17 protein-coding genes are annotated in these 16,491 nt (G+C 67.7%); 7 read left to right on the top strand and 10 right to left on the bottom strand.

Annotated elements, in window-relative coordinates:
* Window positions 1–13 precede the first annotated feature (13 nt).
* From J2850_RS05530 to J2850_RS05520, 3 genes are all read right to left on the bottom strand, one after another.
* Window positions 14–1,435 carry a pyruvate dehydrogenase complex E1 component subunit beta gene (locus J2850_RS05530; protein WP_209979634.1) on the bottom strand — a complete coding sequence of 474 codons (1,422 nt, stop codon included), beginning with the start codon at window positions 1,433–1,435 and terminating at the stop codon, window positions 14–16.
* Window positions 1,436–1,556: 121 nt separating this feature from the next.
* Window positions 1,557–2,576, bottom strand: a complete 1,020-nt coding sequence (gene pdhA, locus J2850_RS05525) for a pyruvate dehydrogenase (acetyl-transferring) E1 component subunit alpha (protein ID WP_209979632.1) — start codon at window positions 2,574–2,576, stop codon at window positions 1,557–1,559.
* Between the two features lie 174 nt (window positions 2,577–2,750).
* Window positions 2,751–3,140, bottom strand: a complete 390-nt coding sequence (locus J2850_RS05520; RefSeq protein WP_209979630.1) for an FtsB family cell division protein — start codon at window positions 3,138–3,140, stop codon at window positions 2,751–2,753.
* A 350-nt stretch (window positions 3,141–3,490) separates the two neighbouring features.
* Here J2850_RS05520 and J2850_RS05515 point away from each other — a divergent pair, with 350 nt between their 5' ends.
* Window positions 3,491–3,832, top strand: coding sequence for a hypothetical protein (locus J2850_RS05515; RefSeq protein WP_209979628.1), 342 nt, complete (start codon window positions 3,491–3,493; stop codon window positions 3,830–3,832).
* Between the two features lie 25 nt (window positions 3,833–3,857).
* On the opposite strand, the gene modC is transcribed toward J2850_RS05515, so the two are convergent.
* From modC to modA, 3 genes are read right to left on the bottom strand one after another with little or no spacing between them, the layout of a single operon-like run.
* Window positions 3,858–4,970 (bottom strand): molybdenum ABC transporter ATP-binding protein, encoded by a 1,113-nt coding sequence (gene modC / locus J2850_RS05510; protein ID WP_209980218.1) that lies wholly within the window; start codon window positions 4,968–4,970, stop codon window positions 3,858–3,860.
* Window positions 4,971–4,975: 5 nt separating this feature from the next.
* Window positions 4,976–5,671 (bottom strand): molybdate ABC transporter permease subunit, encoded by a 696-nt coding sequence (modB, locus tag J2850_RS05505; RefSeq protein ID WP_209979626.1) that lies wholly within the window; start codon window positions 5,669–5,671, stop codon window positions 4,976–4,978.
* Window positions 5,672–5,681: 10 nt separating this feature from the next.
* On the bottom strand, window positions 5,682–6,455 hold the full coding sequence (gene modA, locus J2850_RS05500; protein WP_307354140.1) for a molybdate ABC transporter substrate-binding protein: 774 nt from the start codon (window positions 6,453–6,455) through the stop codon (window positions 5,682–5,684).
* Window positions 6,456–6,702: 247 nt separating this feature from the next.
* Here modA and rpe point away from each other — a divergent pair, with 247 nt between their 5' ends.
* Entirely contained in the window at window positions 6,703–7,356 is a 654-nt protein-coding gene (rpe, locus tag J2850_RS05495; protein WP_209979624.1) for a ribulose-phosphate 3-epimerase, read from the top strand.
* Between the two features lie 101 nt (window positions 7,357–7,457).
* Here the strand turns inward: rpe and J2850_RS05490 are convergent, their stop codons facing one another.
* The gene (locus J2850_RS05490; RefSeq protein ID WP_209979622.1) at window positions 7,458–8,261 is read right to left on the bottom strand and encodes a DUF4142 domain-containing protein; all 804 of its coding nucleotides are present in this window, start codon (window positions 8,259–8,261) and stop codon (window positions 7,458–7,460) included.
* 233 nt (window positions 8,262–8,494) lie between these two features.
* Between J2850_RS05490 and J2850_RS05485 the strand changes: the two genes are divergently transcribed.
* Window positions 8,495–8,752, top strand: a complete 258-nt coding sequence (locus J2850_RS05485; RefSeq protein WP_209979620.1) for a GlsB/YeaQ/YmgE family stress response membrane protein — start codon at window positions 8,495–8,497, stop codon at window positions 8,750–8,752.
* Between the two features lie 167 nt (window positions 8,753–8,919).
* Here the strand turns inward: J2850_RS05485 and J2850_RS05480 are convergent, their stop codons facing one another.
* Together J2850_RS05480 and J2850_RS05475 are read right to left on the bottom strand one after the other, a co-directional pair.
* Window positions 8,920–9,720 carry a PhyR family response regulator anti-anti-sigma factor gene (locus J2850_RS05480; RefSeq protein WP_209979618.1) on the bottom strand — a complete coding sequence of 267 codons (801 nt, stop codon included), beginning with the start codon at window positions 9,718–9,720 and terminating at the stop codon, window positions 8,920–8,922.
* Between the two features lie 368 nt (window positions 9,721–10,088).
* The gene (locus J2850_RS05475; protein WP_343206874.1) at window positions 10,089–10,754 is read right to left on the bottom strand and encodes a thermonuclease family protein; all 666 of its coding nucleotides are present in this window, start codon (window positions 10,752–10,754) and stop codon (window positions 10,089–10,091) included.
* Window positions 10,755–10,986: 232 nt separating this feature from the next.
* Between J2850_RS05475 and J2850_RS05470 the strand changes: the two genes are divergently transcribed.
* Together J2850_RS05470 and J2850_RS05465 are read left to right on the top strand one after the other, a co-directional pair.
* Complete coding sequence (locus J2850_RS05470; protein WP_209979616.1) at window positions 10,987–13,320, top strand: xanthine dehydrogenase family protein molybdopterin-binding subunit; 2,334 nt, start codon at window positions 10,987–10,989, stop codon at window positions 13,318–13,320.
* A gap of 130 nt (window positions 13,321–13,450) precedes the next feature.
* Window positions 13,451–14,212 carry an EAL domain-containing protein gene (locus J2850_RS05465; protein ID WP_246512829.1) on the top strand — a complete coding sequence of 254 codons (762 nt, stop codon included), beginning with the start codon at window positions 13,451–13,453 and terminating at the stop codon, window positions 14,210–14,212.
* Here the strand turns inward: J2850_RS05465 and J2850_RS05460 are convergent.
* Complete coding sequence (locus tag J2850_RS05460) at window positions 14,143–14,787, bottom strand: GNAT family N-acetyltransferase (RefSeq protein WP_209979614.1); 645 nt, start codon at window positions 14,785–14,787, stop codon at window positions 14,143–14,145. The genes J2850_RS05465 and J2850_RS05460 overlap by 70 nt on opposite strands.
* A gap of 90 nt (window positions 14,788–14,877) precedes the next feature.
* Between J2850_RS05460 and cysQ the strand changes: the two genes are divergently transcribed.
* Window positions 14,878–15,654, top strand: coding sequence for a 3'(2'),5'-bisphosphate nucleotidase CysQ (gene cysQ / locus J2850_RS05455; protein ID WP_209979612.1), 777 nt, complete (start codon window positions 14,878–14,880; stop codon window positions 15,652–15,654).
* The gene (locus J2850_RS05450) at window positions 15,651–16,484 is read left to right on the top strand and encodes a ferritin-like domain-containing protein (RefSeq protein ID WP_209979610.1); all 834 of its coding nucleotides are present in this window, start codon (window positions 15,651–15,653) and stop codon (window positions 16,482–16,484) included. Before cysQ ends, J2850_RS05450 begins: the two co-directional genes overlap by 4 nt.
* Window positions 16,485–16,491: the final 7 nt, after the last annotated feature.

The following is a 16,491-nucleotide window of genomic DNA, read 5'->3' as shown; positions in this document are numbered from 1 at the left end:
ATCAGCCCTCCTCTCAACGGTAGCAGGCTTGCTTGGCGGCCTTGACGATGTCGGCGACCTGCGGCAGCGCCAGCTTTTCCAGGTTGGCGGCGTAGGGCATCGGCACGTCGACGCCCGCCACGCGGATCACCGGCGCGTCGAGATAGTCGAAGGCCTGCTCCATCATCAGCGCCGCCATCTCCGAGCCGATGCCGGCGAAGGGCCAGCCTTCCTCGACGGAGACGAGGCGGTTGGTCTTCTTGACGCTGTTGACGATGGTGGCGGTGTCGAGCGGACGGATCGAGCGCAGGTTGATGACCTCCGCCTCGATGCCTTCCTTCGCCAGCTCCTCGGCGGCGGCCAGAGCATGGCCGACCATGATCGAGAAGGCGGTGATCGTCACGTCCTTGCCCTGGCGCTCGATCTTGGCCTTGCCGATCGGCAGGACGAACTCCTCGTCGTCCGGAACCTCGAAGCTCTGGCCGTAGAGGATCTCGTTCTCGAGGAAGACGACCGGGTTCGGATCGCGGATCGCCGCCTTCAGCAGGCCCTTGGCATCGGCCGCCGACCAGGGGGAGACCACCTTCAGCCCCGGGCAGTGCGCATACCAGGAGGCGTAGCACTGCGAATGCTGGGCGGCGACGCGGGCGGCCGCGCCGTTCGGGCCGCGGAAGACGATCGGGCATCCCATCTGGCCGCCGGACATGTAGAGCGTCTTGGCGGCCGAGTTGATGATGTGGTCGATCGCCTGCATGGCGAAGTTGAAGGTCATGAACTCGACGATCGGCTTCAGGCCCTTGAAGGCCGCGCCGACGCCCAGACCGGCGAAGCCATATTCGGTGATCGGCGTGTCGATCACGCGGGCGTCGCCGAACTCCTGCAGCAGGCCCTGGGTCACCTTGTAGGCACCCTGGTACTGCGCGACCTCCTCGCCCATGACGAAGACCTTTTCGTCACGGCGCATTTCCTCGGCCATGGCGTCGCGCAGGGCCTCGCGCACCGTCTTCTTGACGGTCTTGGCGAAGAACTTGTCCTCGTCCGACTCCGGTGCTGCGGCCGGAGCGGCCGGCACCGTCGGGGCGGAAGTGGGGGCCGGGGCGGGAGCCTGCACCGCCGAAGGGGCGGCCTTGGTCTCTTCCGATGCCGGGGCGGCGTTGGTCGGGCCGGCGACGGTCGGCTTGTTGCCGCCCTCGCGCAGCGCGCTCTCGTCCTCGCCCTCTTCGAGCAGGACGGCGATCGGGGTGTTCACCGCGACGTTGTCGGTGCCCTCGGGCACCAGGATCCTGCCGACGCGGCCCTCATCGACGGCCTCGACCTCCATGGTCGCCTTGTCGGTCTCGATCTCGGCGAGCACGTCGCCGGACTTGACCGTGTCGCCTTCCTTCTTGACCCATTTCGCCAGCTTGCCCTCGGTCATGGTGGGCGACAGGGCCGGCATCAGCACTTCGATCGGCATTCCTCAACCTCCGGCGGCGCGGGGAGTCCGGTCGCCCTTCCCCATAGGGAAAAGGCACCGTCCCGATCGGCGCCGCTCCAGCTTTTCGTTACGTCCAGGCTCGGAGAAGTCCGGGCAGAGATCAGGCTCCGACGAGCACGTCGGTGTAGAGTTCGGACGGATCCGGCTCGGGGCTCTGCTGCGCGAACTCGGCCGACTCCGTGACAATCGCCTTCACCTCGCGATCGATCTCCTTCAGCTTGTCCTCGTCGATCTGGCCGCCGGCCAGCAACTTGGACTTGAGCTGATCGATCGGATCGGACTCCGACCGCATCTTCTCGACCTCCTCCTTCGTCCGGTACTTGGCCGGATCGGACATGGAGTGGCCGCGGTAGCGGTAGGTCTTCATCTCGAGGATGACCGGGCCGTTGCCTTCGCGGATGTACTTCACCCACTGGTCGGCGGCGGCCTTCACCTCGAGGACGTCCATGCCGTTGACCTGGTAGCCCGGGATGCCGTAGGCCGCGCCGCGCTGGTACAGCTCGCCGGCGGACGAACGCTCCTGGGAGGTGCCCATGGCGTACTTGTTGTTCTCGATGACGAAGAGCACCGGCAGCTTCCACAGGGCCGCCATGTTGAAGCTCTCGTAGACCTGGCCCTGGTTGATGGCGCCGTCGCCGCAATAGACCGCGGAAACGCCATTGTCCTTCAGGTACTTGTGAGCGAAGGCCAGGCCGGCTCCAAGCGGGACCTGGCCGCCGACGATGCCGTGGCCGCCGTAGAAGTTCTTCTCGCGGCTGAACATGTGCATCGAGCCGCCCTTGCCCTTGGAGTAGCCTCCGCGGCGCCCGGTCAGTTCGGCCATCACGCCCTTGGCATCCATGCCGCAGGCCAGCATATGGCCGTGGTCGCGATAGCTGGTGATGACGGTGTCACCCTCGTTCAGCGCAGCCTGCACGCCGACGACGACGGCTTCCTGGCCGATGTAAAGGTGGCAGAAGCCGCCGATCAGGCCCATGCCGTAAAGCTGGCCCGCCTTCTCCTCGAAGCGGCGGATCAGCAGCATCTCGCGGTAGTAATGAAGAAGCTGTTCGTTGGAAACGGCTTGCGCGGGCGCGGTGTCGGTCTGCGCCTTGGTCGGACGGCGTCGGGACGCGGCCATGGTTCCTCCCCAGGGGTCATGCGGCAACGGTCAAAGCAACAACCGTTGACGCCACACGTTGCGGGCATGCGTAGGCCCGCACCGGAAGCGGATATGGCGCGCACAGTACACGAGCTTGACGGCCCGCGCAAATACCTGTTTTTCAACGGTGAATCGCGATTAACCGAAATTCGGTTAATTCGCTGGTTTCCCTTGCTTCTCCGTGCTTTCAGCTTGCGGATCGGCAAGCTTCGGCAGCTTCACGATGACGTCGCGGGGATTGGAGAAGTTGAGCATCTGGCGCGCCCTCTCCTCCAGCATGTCGCGATCGAGGCCGTCGCCGCGCAGCAACTGGGCGCGTCGCTCCATGTCCTCGCGCTGCGTCCGCAACTGCGACAGGACCTCCTGCGCCTGGCCGATCTCGTCCTGCATGTGCTTCTTCGCCACCAAGCCGCGATCGCCGTGGATGGCGTAGTACGCGAAGTAAGCAACCACGCAGGCGCACAGCGCCGGCATGATGGCTTGGCGAATCGCGCTTTTCGCGGCGCGGGCGAGCGTATCGGTGAGATCGGCGATCATCGTCATGGTGCGAGATGGAATCACAGCCACTTTCCGCCGGTCAAACGAAAAATATGGAACGGACAAGTCGCTGAAACATCGTGTTCTTTGCGCAACCCAGTAATGGGTAACGGCACCTGCCGGCGTACAAGTTGACGGAACGTTCCGCGAAAGTCCGACGGCTTCACCCGCGGCACCACCCGGCGGCATAATCCGTTCGACGGAGGGAATGAAACACGTCCGGCGGGTGTTCTGACAATCACGGTGCCGGCGCGACCATGTGAAGCCGCGAGAAGTCCGCAGGCTATCCGGCCCCCGCGTCCCTCCGCCCGAGGAGCGGCGCCCTACCGCGAGAACATGGCCAAGGAGAGTTTCCCATGCGCAGCAAGCTTTTGATCGCAGCACTTCCCGCCCTTCTTTTGGGACTGGCAGCCTGCGACGAGCAGAATACGCAGAACTCCAACGCTTCTAGGGAGTCGAGCCCGACAACCAGCAGCGGCAGCAGCGGCAGCCAGCCCGGCTCCTCGACGGTTGACGGCGGCACCGCCGGAGGCACCGGCACCGGCAGCGGAACTGGCGCCGGCTCGGCCGGCCCGATCGGCAACGGCCCGGTGAGCGGCACCACCTCGGGCACGACGATGCCCGGCGGCTCTACCGCCGGCGGTTCGGCGGGCGGTGGCGCCAGCACCGGCTCCACCTCCTCGTCCGGCGGACAGTAAGCCGGGGCAAAGCACCGGGGCCGCGTCAGACGTCGACGACGCGGTCCCGGGCGGTCGCGCCGGACGTCGGCTCGAAGGCGATCCCCTTGACGAGCGCGACGACCGGAAGGCCGGGTTCAAGTCCGAGTTCGCGGACCGCCGCACGGGTGACGCGTGCGATCAGGAAGGCTCCCCCCACCGCCAGCCGCACGTCGGCCGCCGTCGGCCCCGACTCGGCAACCTCGACGACCTTCGCTGCCAGGGCGTTGCGCAGGCTGACGCCGGCCGGCTGCCGGAGTGCGAGGACGACGTCGCGGGAATGGATATGCAGACGAACCGTCGCCCCCGGCGCGCGCGCCACGCGTGGCACCGTCAACCGACCGCCGTCGAATGCCAGGACCGTCAAACCGTCCTCGTCGACATGGCGTTCCACCGTCAGGTCGAGCACCGCCCCGGCGTCATGCGTTCCGGTCACCGCCTGCAGATCAAGCCTGCCCATCACGGCCCCGACCGAGCCGGACGCGGCAACCCTGCCGTCCGCGATCAGAACCAGGGTGTTGGCCAGCCGCACCACCTCATCGAGCGCGTGGCTGACCATGACGATGGGAATGTTCATCTCGTCGCGCAGCCGCTCGATGTAGGGCAGGATTTCCGCCTTGCGGGCGGCGTCGAGCGACGCCATCGGCTCGTCCATCAGCAGCAGACGCGGCTGCGCCAGTATCGCGCGCCCGAACGCCACGCGCTGCTTCTCGCCGCCGGACAACCCCCGTGGCCGCCTGTCCAGCAGATGGCCCAGCCCCAGCAGGTCGACGACCGGACCGAAGGCGATGCGGCGGTCGGCAGCCGGCACTCGGCGCAGGCCGAATTCCAGGTTGCCGCGCACGGTCATGTGCGGAAAAAGCCGGGAGTCCTGGAAGACGTAGCCGATGCGCCGCTTTTCCACCGCAACGTCGATCCGGCGCGCGCTGTCGAAGAAGGTGGTGCCGCCGACGCGGATATGGCCGCCGTCAGGTCTGGTAAGCCCGGCGATGGCGTTGATGATCGAGGTCTTGCCCGATCCCGACCGTCCGAACAGGGCCGTCACCCCTGCCCCGTCCGCCGCGAAGGAAACATCCAGCGTGAAGGCGCCGAGCCTCTGGCGGATCGACAGGTCCAGCATGCTCATCAGGCTTGCCCGATCAGCCGGCGGACACGGCTGGCGAGGAGTTCGGACAGCATCAGCGCGACCAGGGCGACCGAAAAGGAGATCGCGGCGAGCCGCGCCGCGACGGCGTCGCCGCCCGGTTCCTGGGTGGCGGCGTAGATCGCCAGCGGCAGGGTCTGCGTCTGGCCGGGGATGTTGGAGACGAAGGTGATGACCGCTCCGAACTCCCCCATCGCGGCGGCAAAGGCCACGATGGAGCCGGACAGCAGTCCGGGCGCCATCAGCGGCAGCAGGATGGTGAAGAAGCGGTCCACGGGTCCGGCGCCCAGCGTGCGCGCCGCCGCCTCCAGCCCCCCGTCGATGGCCTCCACCGACAACCGGATCGCCCGTACCATCAGCGGGAAGGAGGTCACCGCGACGGCCAACGATGCCCCTTCCGCGGTGAAGATCAGCTTGACCCCGAAGGTCTGGTACAGCCAGCCGCCGATCACCCCCTTGGTGCCCATGGTGACCAGCAGGATATAGCCGGTGACCACCGGGGGCAGGACCAGCGGCAGATGGACCAGCCCGTCGAACAGCGTCTTGCCGGGAAAGGAATAGCGTCCGAGCACCCAGGCGGCGAGCACGGCAACCGGCAACCCCAACGCGATGGCGACACCCGCAACCCGCAGGCTCAGCAGCAACGCGGTGATCTCCATCGGCGTCAGAAAATCCATGCGGCGGAGCTTACGGTGCTTTCGGTGCGGGAACGAAGCCGAATTCCTTCCACACCGCCATTCCCTCGGGCGATTTGAGGTAGTCGAGGAACGCGCCGGCCTGGCCGCTCTGCGAGGTGGCGGTCAGTGCGGCCGGATAGACGATGGCCGGATAGCTGTCCGGCGGAAAGGCCGCGGCGACCTCGACTCCTGGATCGATGGCGGCATCGGTGCGATAGACGATTCCCATCGGCACCTCCCCCCTGCTGACCAGCACCAGGGCGGCGCGGACGCTGTCCGCGCGGGCCAGCTTCGGTTCGATCGCCGTCCACTGGCCCAGCGTCTCCAGTGCGGCCCTGGCGTACTTCCCGACCGGAACGTTCGACGGATCGCCCGTCGCCAGCCGTCCGTCCCCCAGTTGTTCCGCCAGCCTGCCCCCCTTGGACAGGTCCGGCTTCACGGTCGCGCCCTTCGGCACCACGACGACCAGCTCGTTGCCGAGTAGGTTCACGCGGCTGTCGGTCTTGATCAGGTTGCGCTTCTGCAGGTAATCCATCCAGTCCAGATCGGCCGAGATGAAGATATCGGCCGGCGCGCCATTCTCGATCTGCTTGGCCATCGCTGACGATGCGGCAAAGGACGAGGTGATCGAGGCACCGGTCTTGGCCTTGAACTGGGTGGCCAGCTTCTCGACCGCATTCTTGGTGGATGCCGCTGCCAGGACCAGGACGTCCTGGGCCATTGCCACAGGGGCCGCCAGGCTCACGCCGGCCGCCACGATCATCGCGAGGGCTGCCCGTGTCACGCCAACGCGCATCGGTGCAAAGCCAGGACCGATCATCGTCATCTCCAATCCGCTCGTTGCCGATCTATATCCGGATGGATACAACGCACGGCGGTCGCGGTAAAGCTCAAACGGCTCCGTCTGCGCTGGCCCCAGGTGATCGCCAGCGGCGTTCCTATGCATCATCTCCATGACTTGCTGCGCGACCGCGTGATAGGAAGGTGTCAATCCTCACCATCGCCATAGCCCCTGCTCCAGGACAATCGCCATGCGCGCCGTCAAGATTTCGCCCTCCATCCTCTCCGCCGATTTCGCCAAGCTGGGCGAGGAGGTCCGTGCCGTCGACGCGGCCGGCGCCGACTACATCCATATCGACGTGATGGACGGCCATTTCGTGCCGAACATCACCATTGGGCCGGGGGTGGTGAAGGCGTTGCGGCCGCATTCGGCCAAGGTCTTCGACGTTCACCTGATGATTTCGCCGGTCGACGCCTTCGTGTCCGACTTCGCCAAGGCGGGCGCCGACATCATCACGGTCCATCCGGAGGCGGGGCCGCACCTGCACCGCACCATCCAGTTGATCAAGTCGCTCGGCAAGAAGGCCGGCGTTTCGCTGAACCCGGCGACGCCGGTGGACGCCATCCAGCATGTGCTGCAGGACATCGACCTCGTGCTGGTGATGACGGTCAACCCCGGTTTCGGCGGCCAGAGCTTCATCATGAGCCAGCTTCCGAAGATCCGGGACCTGCGTGCCCGCATCGACGCGCTCGGCAAGCCCATCGACCTTGAGATCGACGGCGGCATCAACCCGGAAACCGCAAGGCTCGCGGTCGAGGCCGGCGCCGATGTCCTGGTCGCCGGCACGGCGACCTTTGCCGGCGGGCCCGAGCGGTATGCCGCGAACATCCGTGCCTTGCGCTGAGTTCCCACGGGTGATTGCAGGATACGGGCGGCGGACATGAGAACGGCCCCATGGCGCATCCGGCAGGGCGCGCCATGGGGCCGTTCCCGGGTCACCTCACATCAGCGGGCGCTGGCGAGCGGCGCGCCGGCCGCCATGGCTTCGGCCTCGCGCAGGTGGTGCTGCAAGGTCGGCAGCGTCTGCATGGCAAGGCTCTGGAAGGGCCGGAGGTCGGCCTGGCTGCTGTTGGCGACCGATTCGAACAGCGCGACGGCGTCACGGTGCGCCATCACCTGCTGCTGGATGTAGGTGCGGTCGAAGGCGCTGCCCGTCAGGGTCTGGAGTTGCGAAACCTGCTGCTGGTGCGCCATGTCGGGCATCGCCGGCGCCTTGAGTCTCTGGGCCTCGGCCACGGCCATCAGGTTCCGGCTCACGCGGGTATGGTCATCGATCATCTGGTTCGCAAACTGCCGCACCGGGGCGGCGGAGGCGCGGTCGAGCGCCACACGGCTCGATTCGATCTCGAAGGCGCCGCTCTGGCCTGCGCGGGTCACGAAGTCCGCAGCGCTGGCGGCCGGCATCACCATCGGCGTTCCGGCGGGCTGGCCATAGGTGCTGCCGTAGGTGCCCGGCACCGCGGCGCTCGAGCTTCCCGAGACGGCGTTGCCATAGACCGTCGGCTGGTTGGCGAGTTCGCGGTTGCCGATCTGCTCGCCCAATACGAAGACCTTGCCGCCCTGGGCGGTGTCGGTCACCGGCAGGCCGCGCGCGGGCGCGGTCACCGGCGGAACGACGCCGCCGGACGACGTACCAAGCATGTAGCTCGTCCCGGCCTGCGGGCTTGTCGCAGACCCCGCCACCTGGGCCATGGCGGTGGTGGACAGCAAGACCGCTCCAACAGCGGTCACAACGAACGTCCTGGTCATGCAAAATCTCCAAACATTCTTGGCGGAGCGGCTCCGATGGAGCGGTCCGGTTGTCCGCGTCGGCAGCAGCCGGAAAGCTGACGGGCGCCGACCGCGGTCGCGTGCCACCGAGAACATGGAGCACCCCCGTTAAGTTCCTCTCGCCCGAAAGATCCGCAGCGCCGCAGAACCATTCGCGCTTTTGCCCGTTATTGCCGGTGGGAAGACGGTCCCGTAACGGAAGGAAAACAACCATGGGCATTCTCTGGACGATCATCATTGGCTTCCTCGCCGGCGTCGTCGCCAAGTTCCTGATGCCGGGCCGTGATCCGGGCGGCTTCATCATCACCACCCTGCTGGGCATCGCGGGCGCTTTCGTCGCCACCTATCTGGGCGCGGCCGTCGGTTGGTACCGTCCGGGAGAAGGAGCCGGCTTCATCGGCGCCATCGTCGGCGCAATCATCATCCTCGCCATCTATCGCATGATCGTCGGCCGCCGCCACACGGTCTGAGCCGGAACGGCAACAGAGAGCAAAGGGACCGCAGCCATCCGGCGCGGTCCCTTTTTCATGCCCGGCGTTCCCGCCGGGGTCATTCAGCGGCTTTCATGGCCTTGCTTGCTGCGCAACCGGGCGCCCGTTCCATTCGGGAGCCCGGGTCAGGAGCAGGAGCCGGCCCGTCAAACCAGGGCGACCGGCTGCGGCATGAAGATGGCGCGCGAGATCGCGGCCTGCAGCCCGGCGGTCGTGAAGGGCTTGCGAACGATCTGCCCGAGGTGGCGGGCGTCCAATGCCTCGATCTCGTCATCGAAGGCGGTGACGAAGATGGTGCGCAGATCTCGGACGCGCTTCAGCCGGCGTGCGACCTCGATGCCACTGCCGCCGTCGGCCAGCCGGACGTCGAGCAGCGCCAGCGTCGGCCGCTCCGCCTTCAGGAGGGCAAGCGCTTCGGGCTCGCTGGCGACGGTGCCGCACAGCTCGTGCCCCATGTCGATCACCAGCTCGCCGAGTTCCATTGCCAGAACCGCGTTGTCCTCGACGACCATAACCCGCTGCACCATCGCCTCGCGAACACGTGCACGCGCCGCCTTCAGACGCGGCAACGCGCTGGCCGGATCGAGCTGCAGCACCTTCGCCGCCTGACGCGGGCTCAGTCCTTCCAGGGTGTTCAGCAGATAGAGCCGCCGCTCGGTTTCAGGCAGCGCGGCCAATGCGCGCTCGATCGGGTGCGGCGAAGGCAGCGGACGGCCTGGAGCGCCCGGTTCGCCGGGCAGGCGGTCGAACAGCAGGTTCAGCAGGGCATAGAGTGGGAGGCGCGCCTCTTCACCGCGGTCCAGTCCAAACCGCGAGGGCGCCATCATCGCGGCCTCGACGCAGCGCGTGACCAGGGTGTCGCCGCGGTCCGTGGCCCCGGTCAACGCACGTGCGTAGCGGCGCAGGACCGGCACCAGCTCAAAGACCTCGCATTCGTAAACGAGCATGCCCGCGACTCCGCTCCGCCAGGAGAGTTGTCCTGCGGGTACGGCATGTCCGGTTCACTGCAGTTGGGCAATTTGCCGGCGACGCCGATCCCGCGCGTCCGTCTTCGTCAACCGAAGACCAAGCGTATCATGCCTCAAAGACACAACGAACGAAAAATGGCGCGGCGCAGCCACCAAACCGACCGCCGCAAACCACTGGTGCAATCCGCCGGATTTCAATCCTGCACGGCGGTATAATGCCGGCGTGGTATCGGCAGCGGAATGGCGTCCCGCTTCCGTTGGCTTTCGTCGCGCTCCCCTGCCGCGAGCATCGCAGGTAAGCCGCATCGGCGGGTTTCCGCCTGCCGGCCGGCTTTCGGCGCTCGGCTTCAGGGTGACCGTTCGCGCAGTTGCCGCGATCGCCATTGCCACGGCTTTTCGACCTGCCCGGCCCAGAGCCCGATGCGCTTGCTCTGGGCGTAGGCCTCGCCCTTCTGGTAGGCGGGCGACAGGCTGGCGTACTGGAAGGCCCATCCACGCGCCACCATGGCCGCCCCCAGGTCAACGCCACGCACACGGCACTCCCCCTTCTTCTCGCCCGTGCGGTCCTGTTCGGTGACCGTGCAGGTGACCTCCTCGCCCTTGACCATGTTGGCGAGAACGGCAGTCGCGATCTTGAAGCAGTCCAGGTCATGGCCGTATCGGTTCCGGCATTTCTGGCCAGGGTCGGGCGCATCGATGCCCATCAGGCGCACGGCTGTGCCGTTGATGCTCAAAAGGTCGCCTTCCACCGCCGCCGCCGCCCCCTTGATGATCTGATCCGGCGTGTTGGCGATAGGGCCACGTCCTTTGGCCGCCTGCCCCGTCTGCGCCAGCGCGGGAGCCATGACCGCGATCACCAGCAGCGACGCCAGCCAGCACCGGTTGAAAAGGGCGCGACCCTTCTCCGGGCCGCTTTCACGGCGTCGGGCGGCGCGGAAGTCTCGACCGGGCGCGACCGTGCGGCTCCCGACCGGGTCCGGCCTGTCGGCCGGGCGCAAGGCGAGACGGAACACGCGGGCTGCGGCGTTTGCTGGTCTGGAACCGTCCATGGCCCGGACTATGCCCCCTGCCCGTCCGCCGCGCCAGCCGCTTCGACCCGCCACGCCTTTCTGGTTGGACTGATGGACAGTCATTGCATCGAACAACAGTCACCCATGCCGACCGGCGGGGTTTCCCTTGCGTCTGCGCCAGCCTATTCTTGCGGCGCAACGACAACAGCTCGAACCGGAAGGCGGGAGTTCACCCATGAAGTTCGGCATCGGACAAGCGGTTCCGCGCACCGAGGACGCCCGGCTGCTCACCGGCGGCGGCCGTTATACCGACGACGTGACCTTGCCCGGGCAGGCCTATGCCGCCTTCGTCCGATCGCCACACGCCTTCGCCGCCATCGGAGCGATCGATGCGACGGGCGCGCTCGCCCTTCCCGGCGTGCTGGCGGTCTACAGTGTTGCGGACCTCGATGCGGAGAATGTCGGGGTCATCCCCTGTCAGGCTGCCCTGAAGCAGCGCGACGGCTCGCGCTATGTCCGCACGCCGCGCCCGGCCCTGGCGAGAGGCTTCGCCCGCCATGTCGGCGACCCGGTCGCCATGGTCGTGGCCGAAACCCTCGAAGCGGCTCGCGAAGCGGCCGAACTGGTGATGGTGGACTATGATGACCGCGAGCCGGTGACCGGTACGCTGGAGGCACTGAAGCCCGGCAAGCCGCTGGTGTGGGACGAGGCGCCGGGCAACCTCTGCTTCGATTGGGACATGGGCGACGAGGCCGCTGCGGAGGATGCGCTCGCCCGGGCGCATCAGGTCGTCGAGCTTGAGCTGGTCAACAACCGCGTCGTCGCCAATCCGATGGAAGGGCGGGCCTGCCTTGCCGGCGTCGAGCCGGCCGCCGACGGCACGCCGGGACGGCTGCTGATCTATGTGACCAGCCAGGGCGTCCACGGGCTGCAGAAGCAGTTCGCCAAGATCCTGAACGAGCCGGAAGAGCGAATCCGCGTGCTGACCACCGATGTCGGCGGCGGGTTCGGCATGAAGCTGTTCAATTACCCGGAATATGTCGCCTGCCTGTTCGCCGCCCGCCGGCTGAACCGTGCGGTGAAATGGACCGCAGACCGTATCGAGGGGTTCATCAGCGACGACCACGGCCGCGACCATGTCAGCCGGGCGCGGCTCGCGCTCGACGCCGACGGCCGCTTTCTCGGGCTGCGGGTCGACACCGTGGCGAATCTCGGCGCCTATCTGTCGAACTACGGCCCCTTCATCCCGACCGATGCGGGGTCGGCGATGCTGGTGGGGTCATACCGCACGCCGGTGGTCTACGTGCGGGTGAAGGGCGTCTTCACCAACACCCAGCCGGTGGATGCCTACCGTGGAGCGGGCCGCCCCGAGGCCGCCTATCTGCTGGAACGGCTGATCGACCATGCCGGGCGCGTCAGCGGCCTCGGCCCGGCGGAGATCCGGCGGCGCAACTTCATCCCGCCCTCGGCCATGCCCTACGCCACGCCGATGGGCCAGGTCTATGACACCGGCGACTTCGCCAAGAACCTGGAGGACGGGCTGGCGCTCGCAGACATGGCCGGGCTCCCCGCCCGCAAGGCGGAAGCCAAGGCCCGCGGCAGGCTGCGCGGCGCCGGCCTCTCCACCTACATCGAAGCCTGCTCCGGCGGCGGACCGGAACAGGCGACGGTGCAGGTCAACGGCGACGGCAGGGTGGTTCTGCTGATCGGCACCCAGACCAATGGCCAGGGACACGAGACCGCCTACAAGCAGATCCTGGCCGACCGGCTGGGCGTGCCGCCCGAGGATGTCGAGGTGGTCCAGGGCGACACCGACCGCGTTTCCTGGGGTTCGGGCACCGGCGGCTCCCGGTCGGTCCCGGTCGGCGGCTCGGCGCTGGCGGAGGGGGCGGCCAAGGTGGTGGTGGCGGCGACGGCGGTCGCGGCCGACCTGCTGGAAACCGCCGAAGTCGACGTCGAGTTCGCCGACGGCCGCTTCACCGTCGTCGGCACCGACCGTGCGGTCTCCCTGAAGGACGTCGCGGCGAAGGCGGCGGCGGGCGGCGGCGGGATCGCCTTTTCCGAAATGGCGCGCTGGACGCCGCCGGCCAGCACCTTCCCCAACGGCTGCCATGTCGCCGAGGTCGAGATCGATCCTGCGACGGGCATCGTCGAGGTGGTGCGCTACAGCGTCGTCGACGATTTCGGCACGGTCATCAACCCGATGCTGGTGATCGGACAGATCCACGGCGGCGTCGCCCAGGGATTGGGGCAGGCCCTGCAGGAGCGTGTGGTGTTCGATCCCGACAGCGGGCAGCTCCTGACCGGGTCATTCATGGACTACCAGATGCCGCGTGCGGTCGATATGCCGCCGATCGAGGTGAGGCTGAACTCCGTCCCCAGCACCACCAACATGCTCGGCATGAAGGGTGCGGGCGAGGCCGGGGCCATCGGCGCGCCGCCGGCCATCATCAACGCGGTGGTGGATGCCCTGTCCGACCTCGGCATCACCCACATCGACATGCCCGCCACCCCGGAAGCGGTTTGGGCGGCGATCCGGCGGGCGGAACTGCCGGTTGCCGCCGAGTGAAACGGCATTCGCCGGAGGGTTAGGGATGGTCCTAGGCGGAAGGTGCGGCAGTTGCCACACCTCCGTCCGATAAAAAGCGTGGCATTGTAGCTTACCTAATGATGGGGATCGATGCGGAAGGGGTAACGTGATGGCGTTCGGTGACGGCGGATGCGGAGGCCAATGCGCCGAGCGGTTCGAGTTGGATTTCACGATGGCCTTCCAGCCGATCGTCGACGTCGCCGCCGGCGGCGTCTGGGCGCATGAGGCGCTGGTCCGCGGCGTCGCCGGACAGGGCGCCGGCTGGGTGCTCGGCCAGGTCACCGATTCCACCCGCTACGCCTTCGACCAGTCCTGCCGCGTGAAGGCCATCGAACTCGCCGCCGGCTTGCCGATGAACGGCGCGCGGCTGTCGATCAATTTCCTCCCCAACGCGGTCTACAAGGCGGAAGCCTGCATCCGGGCGACGCTCGCCGCCGCCCGCCGCACCGGCTTTCCCACCAACCGCATCATCTTCGAGGTGACGGAAAACGAACGGGTGGTCGACCATGACCACCTGAAGGGCATCTTCAACGAGTACAAGCGGCAGGGCTTCCTGACGGCGATCGACGATTTCGGGTCCGGCTATTCCGGTCTCAACCTGCTGGCGGAATTCCAGCCCGACATCATCAAGCTGGACATGGAGCTGACCCGCAACATCGACAGCGAACGCGCGCGGCGCAGCATCGTCAAGGGCATCCTGGCGGTGTGCGACGACCTCGCCATCATCCCGGTCGCCGAAGGCGTGGAGACCGCCGGCGAGGCGAAAGCGCTGCGCGACCTCGGCGTCACGCTGATGCAGGGCTACCTGTTCGCCAAGCCGGCCTTCCAGGCGGTGGTGACGGATCCGGAGCTGTCGGCATTCGCCGCCTGACGGCGGACGGGCGCCGTCATGTACGCCATCCCCTCGCCGTAGCTCGCGAGCTTCGCCGCCAGCGCCTGCCCGCCGGACTCGTGCACGAGGAAGCCGGCACGGTCCCAATAGCTCCGCGCGCCCGGCGTCGACGTCAGCGCCAGACGGTCCCATCCCTCCCGCGTCGCCAGGGCGTGGGCGTAATCGAGCACTGCCGCTCCGAGGCCGGATCCGCGGGCGGCGGGCAGCAGCGCGATGTCGTGGATGTAGAGGCAATCGGCATCGGCCGGCAGCCTGCCCAACGGCGTATCGAGCGGCGGCGGCGCCCCCAGCCGCCCCGGATGCATGATGCCGTAGCCGATGATCCCGCCATCCGCCAAGCCATCCATCAGGCCATCCACCTGGGCGACGCGGCATCCGGGACTGTAGAGCGCCAGACGCTCGACGAAGATGCTGCGGTCTTCCGGATAGTCCCTGTGAACGACATCGGCGACGGCCAGCACCGCATCCAGGTCGGATTCCCGCATCGGCCGCCATATGCCCTGCCGCTGAGTGCAGTCCGTCCAGTCTTCGGTCACACGGTCATCGGCCGTCATCCGCCTTCTCCACTCAACACCCGTTCAAGAGCTTTCGGCCCGTCATCGGGCACGTTATGCTCACCCTTCATACCATAGGGAGACAACCCAATGCCCGATGCCGCTGTGGCGACCCTGCTGCCGACGGTCCGCACGATCGCCCACGAGGCCGGTCAGGTCATCCTGCGCTTCTACAATGACGGCATCGATGTCGCCACCAAGGTCGACGGAAGCCCGGTGACCCAGGCCGACCAAGCGGCGGAGGCGGTGATCCTGCCCGCCCTGCACCACCTGACGCCGGGCGTGCCGGTGGTGGCGGAGGAAGCGATGTCCGCCGGCCACAAGCCCGACATCTCCGGCGGGCGGTTCTGGCTGGTCGACCCGCTCGACGGCACCAAGGAATTCATCTCCCGCAACGGCGAGTTCACCGTCAACATCGCCCTGATCGACGACGGAGTCCCGGTGCTGGGCGTCGTCTATGCCCCGGCGACCGGAGACATGTATGCCGCCGCCGGTCCCGGTACCGCCGTTCACTGCGCCGAGGGGCGGCACGACCATCCGATCACCGTCCGCACCCCGCCGGCCGACGGCCTGACCGTCGTCGCCAGCCGGTCGCACGGCAGCGGATCGGTGCTGGAGGACTTCCTCGCCGGCTTCAGCGTGAAGGATCGCGTGTCCTGCGGCAGTTCGCTGAAGTTCTGCACGGTCGCCAGCGGCAAGGCGGATCTCTATCCGCGATTCGGACCGACCAGCGAATGGGACACCGCCGCCGGCCACGCCGTGCTGGTCGGTGCGGGCGGCCGCGTCGAGCAGCCCGACGGCAAGCCGCTGGTCTACGGCAAGGACGACATCCTCAACCCGAACTTCGTCGCCTACGGCTGGAAATGACGTCGGCTGTCTCGTGCCTGGGCGAGGCGGCGGCGGCGGTCCTGACCGCCGCCGCGCCGCTGGAGAAAGTGCGCCTGACCCACGCCTATGCGGAGGACTGGCGCGCCGGGCGGCTGTCTCCCGAAGTCCCGGTCCCGCCGCCCGGTCGTCCGGCCCGCCCGGCGCGCCCGGAATTGAAGCTGCCGCGCGACATGCCCAAACGCGGGCGCGGCGGCAGCGCCCAGAACCGGATCGCTCTTCTGCATGCCCTTGCGCATATCGAACTGAACGCCATCGACCTCGCCTGGGATCTCGTCGCCCGTTTCGCCGGGGCTGGCCTGCCGAAAGGCTTCACCGACGACTGGGTCCAGGTGGCCGACGACGAGGCCCGGCACTTCCGGATGCTGGAGGCGCGGCTGAACGCGCTCGGCTCGTCCTATGGCGACCTGCCGGCCCATGACGGCCTGTGGCAGGCGGCGGCGGAAACCGCGCACGATCTGGCTGCCCGCCTTGCGGTGGTGCCGATGGTGCTGGAAGCCCGCGGCCTGGACGTCACGCCGGAGACGGTGCGGCGCCTGCGCGATTTTGGCGATGGGGAAAGCGCAGACCTGCTCCAGACCATCCACGACGAGGAAATCACCCATGTCGCCGCCGGCCGGCGCTGGTTCGTCCACCTCTGCCGCGAACGCGGTGCGGAGCCGGTGACGCTGTGGCAGGAGCTCGTCGGCCGGCATTTCCGCGGCGGCCTGAAGCGCCCCTTCAACGTCGCCAGCCGCAGCCTCGCCGGGTTCGGTCCGGAATATTACGAGCCGATCACGCCGGAAATTGACCGCCGCCCCGAATCCCGGTAAGGCGCAG

Origin of the sequence: Azospirillum picis (assembly GCF_017876115.1) — a bacterium.
Classification (GTDB): Bacteria; Pseudomonadota; Alphaproteobacteria; order Azospirillales; family Azospirillaceae; genus Azospirillum; species Azospirillum picis.
Note: the sequence above shows the minus strand (reverse complement) of the source record. Positions and strands in the feature narration are given on the sequence as shown.

Excerpts from the sequence above, each read along its gene's own strand:
- J2850_RS05530 (WP_209979634.1), bottom strand. The coding sequence starts at position 1,435 with ATGCCGATCGAAGTGCTGATGCCGGCCCTGTCGCCCACCATGACCGAG.
- pdhA (WP_209979632.1), bottom strand. The coding sequence starts at position 2,576 with ATGGCCGCGTCCCGACGCCGTCCGACCAAGGCGCAGACCGACACCGCG.
- J2850_RS05520 (WP_209979630.1), bottom strand. The coding sequence starts at position 3,140 with ATGACGATGATCGCCGATCTCACCGATACGCTCGCCCGCGCCGCGAAA.
- J2850_RS05515 (WP_209979628.1), top strand. The coding sequence starts at position 3,491 with ATGCGCAGCAAGCTTTTGATCGCAGCACTTCCCGCCCTTCTTTTGGGA.
- modC (WP_209980218.1), bottom strand. The coding sequence starts at position 4,970 with ATGCTGGACCTGTCGATCCGCCAGAGGCTCGGCGCCTTCACGCTGGAT.
- modB (WP_209979626.1), bottom strand. The coding sequence starts at position 5,671 with ATGGATTTTCTGACGCCGATGGAGATCACCGCGTTGCTGCTGAGCCTG.
- rpe (WP_209979624.1), top strand. The coding sequence starts at position 6,703 with ATGCGCGCCGTCAAGATTTCGCCCTCCATCCTCTCCGCCGATTTCGCC.
- J2850_RS05490 (WP_209979622.1), bottom strand. The coding sequence starts at position 8,261 with ATGACCAGGACGTTCGTTGTGACCGCTGTTGGAGCGGTCTTGCTGTCC.
- J2850_RS05485 (WP_209979620.1), top strand. The coding sequence starts at position 8,495 with ATGGGCATTCTCTGGACGATCATCATTGGCTTCCTCGCCGGCGTCGTC.
- J2850_RS05480 (WP_209979618.1), bottom strand. The coding sequence starts at position 9,720 with ATGCTCGTTTACGAATGCGAGGTCTTTGAGCTGGTGCCGGTCCTGCGC.
- J2850_RS05470 (WP_209979616.1), top strand. The coding sequence starts at position 10,987 with ATGAAGTTCGGCATCGGACAAGCGGTTCCGCGCACCGAGGACGCCCGG.
- J2850_RS05465 (WP_246512829.1), top strand. The coding sequence starts at position 13,451 with ATGGCGTTCGGTGACGGCGGATGCGGAGGCCAATGCGCCGAGCGGTTC.
- J2850_RS05460 (WP_209979614.1), bottom strand. The coding sequence starts at position 14,787 with ATGACGGCCGATGACCGTGTGACCGAAGACTGGACGGACTGCACTCAG.
- cysQ (WP_209979612.1), top strand. The coding sequence starts at position 14,878 with ATGCCCGATGCCGCTGTGGCGACCCTGCTGCCGACGGTCCGCACGATC.
- J2850_RS05450 (WP_209979610.1), top strand. The coding sequence starts at position 15,651 with ATGACGTCGGCTGTCTCGTGCCTGGGCGAGGCGGCGGCGGCGGTCCTG.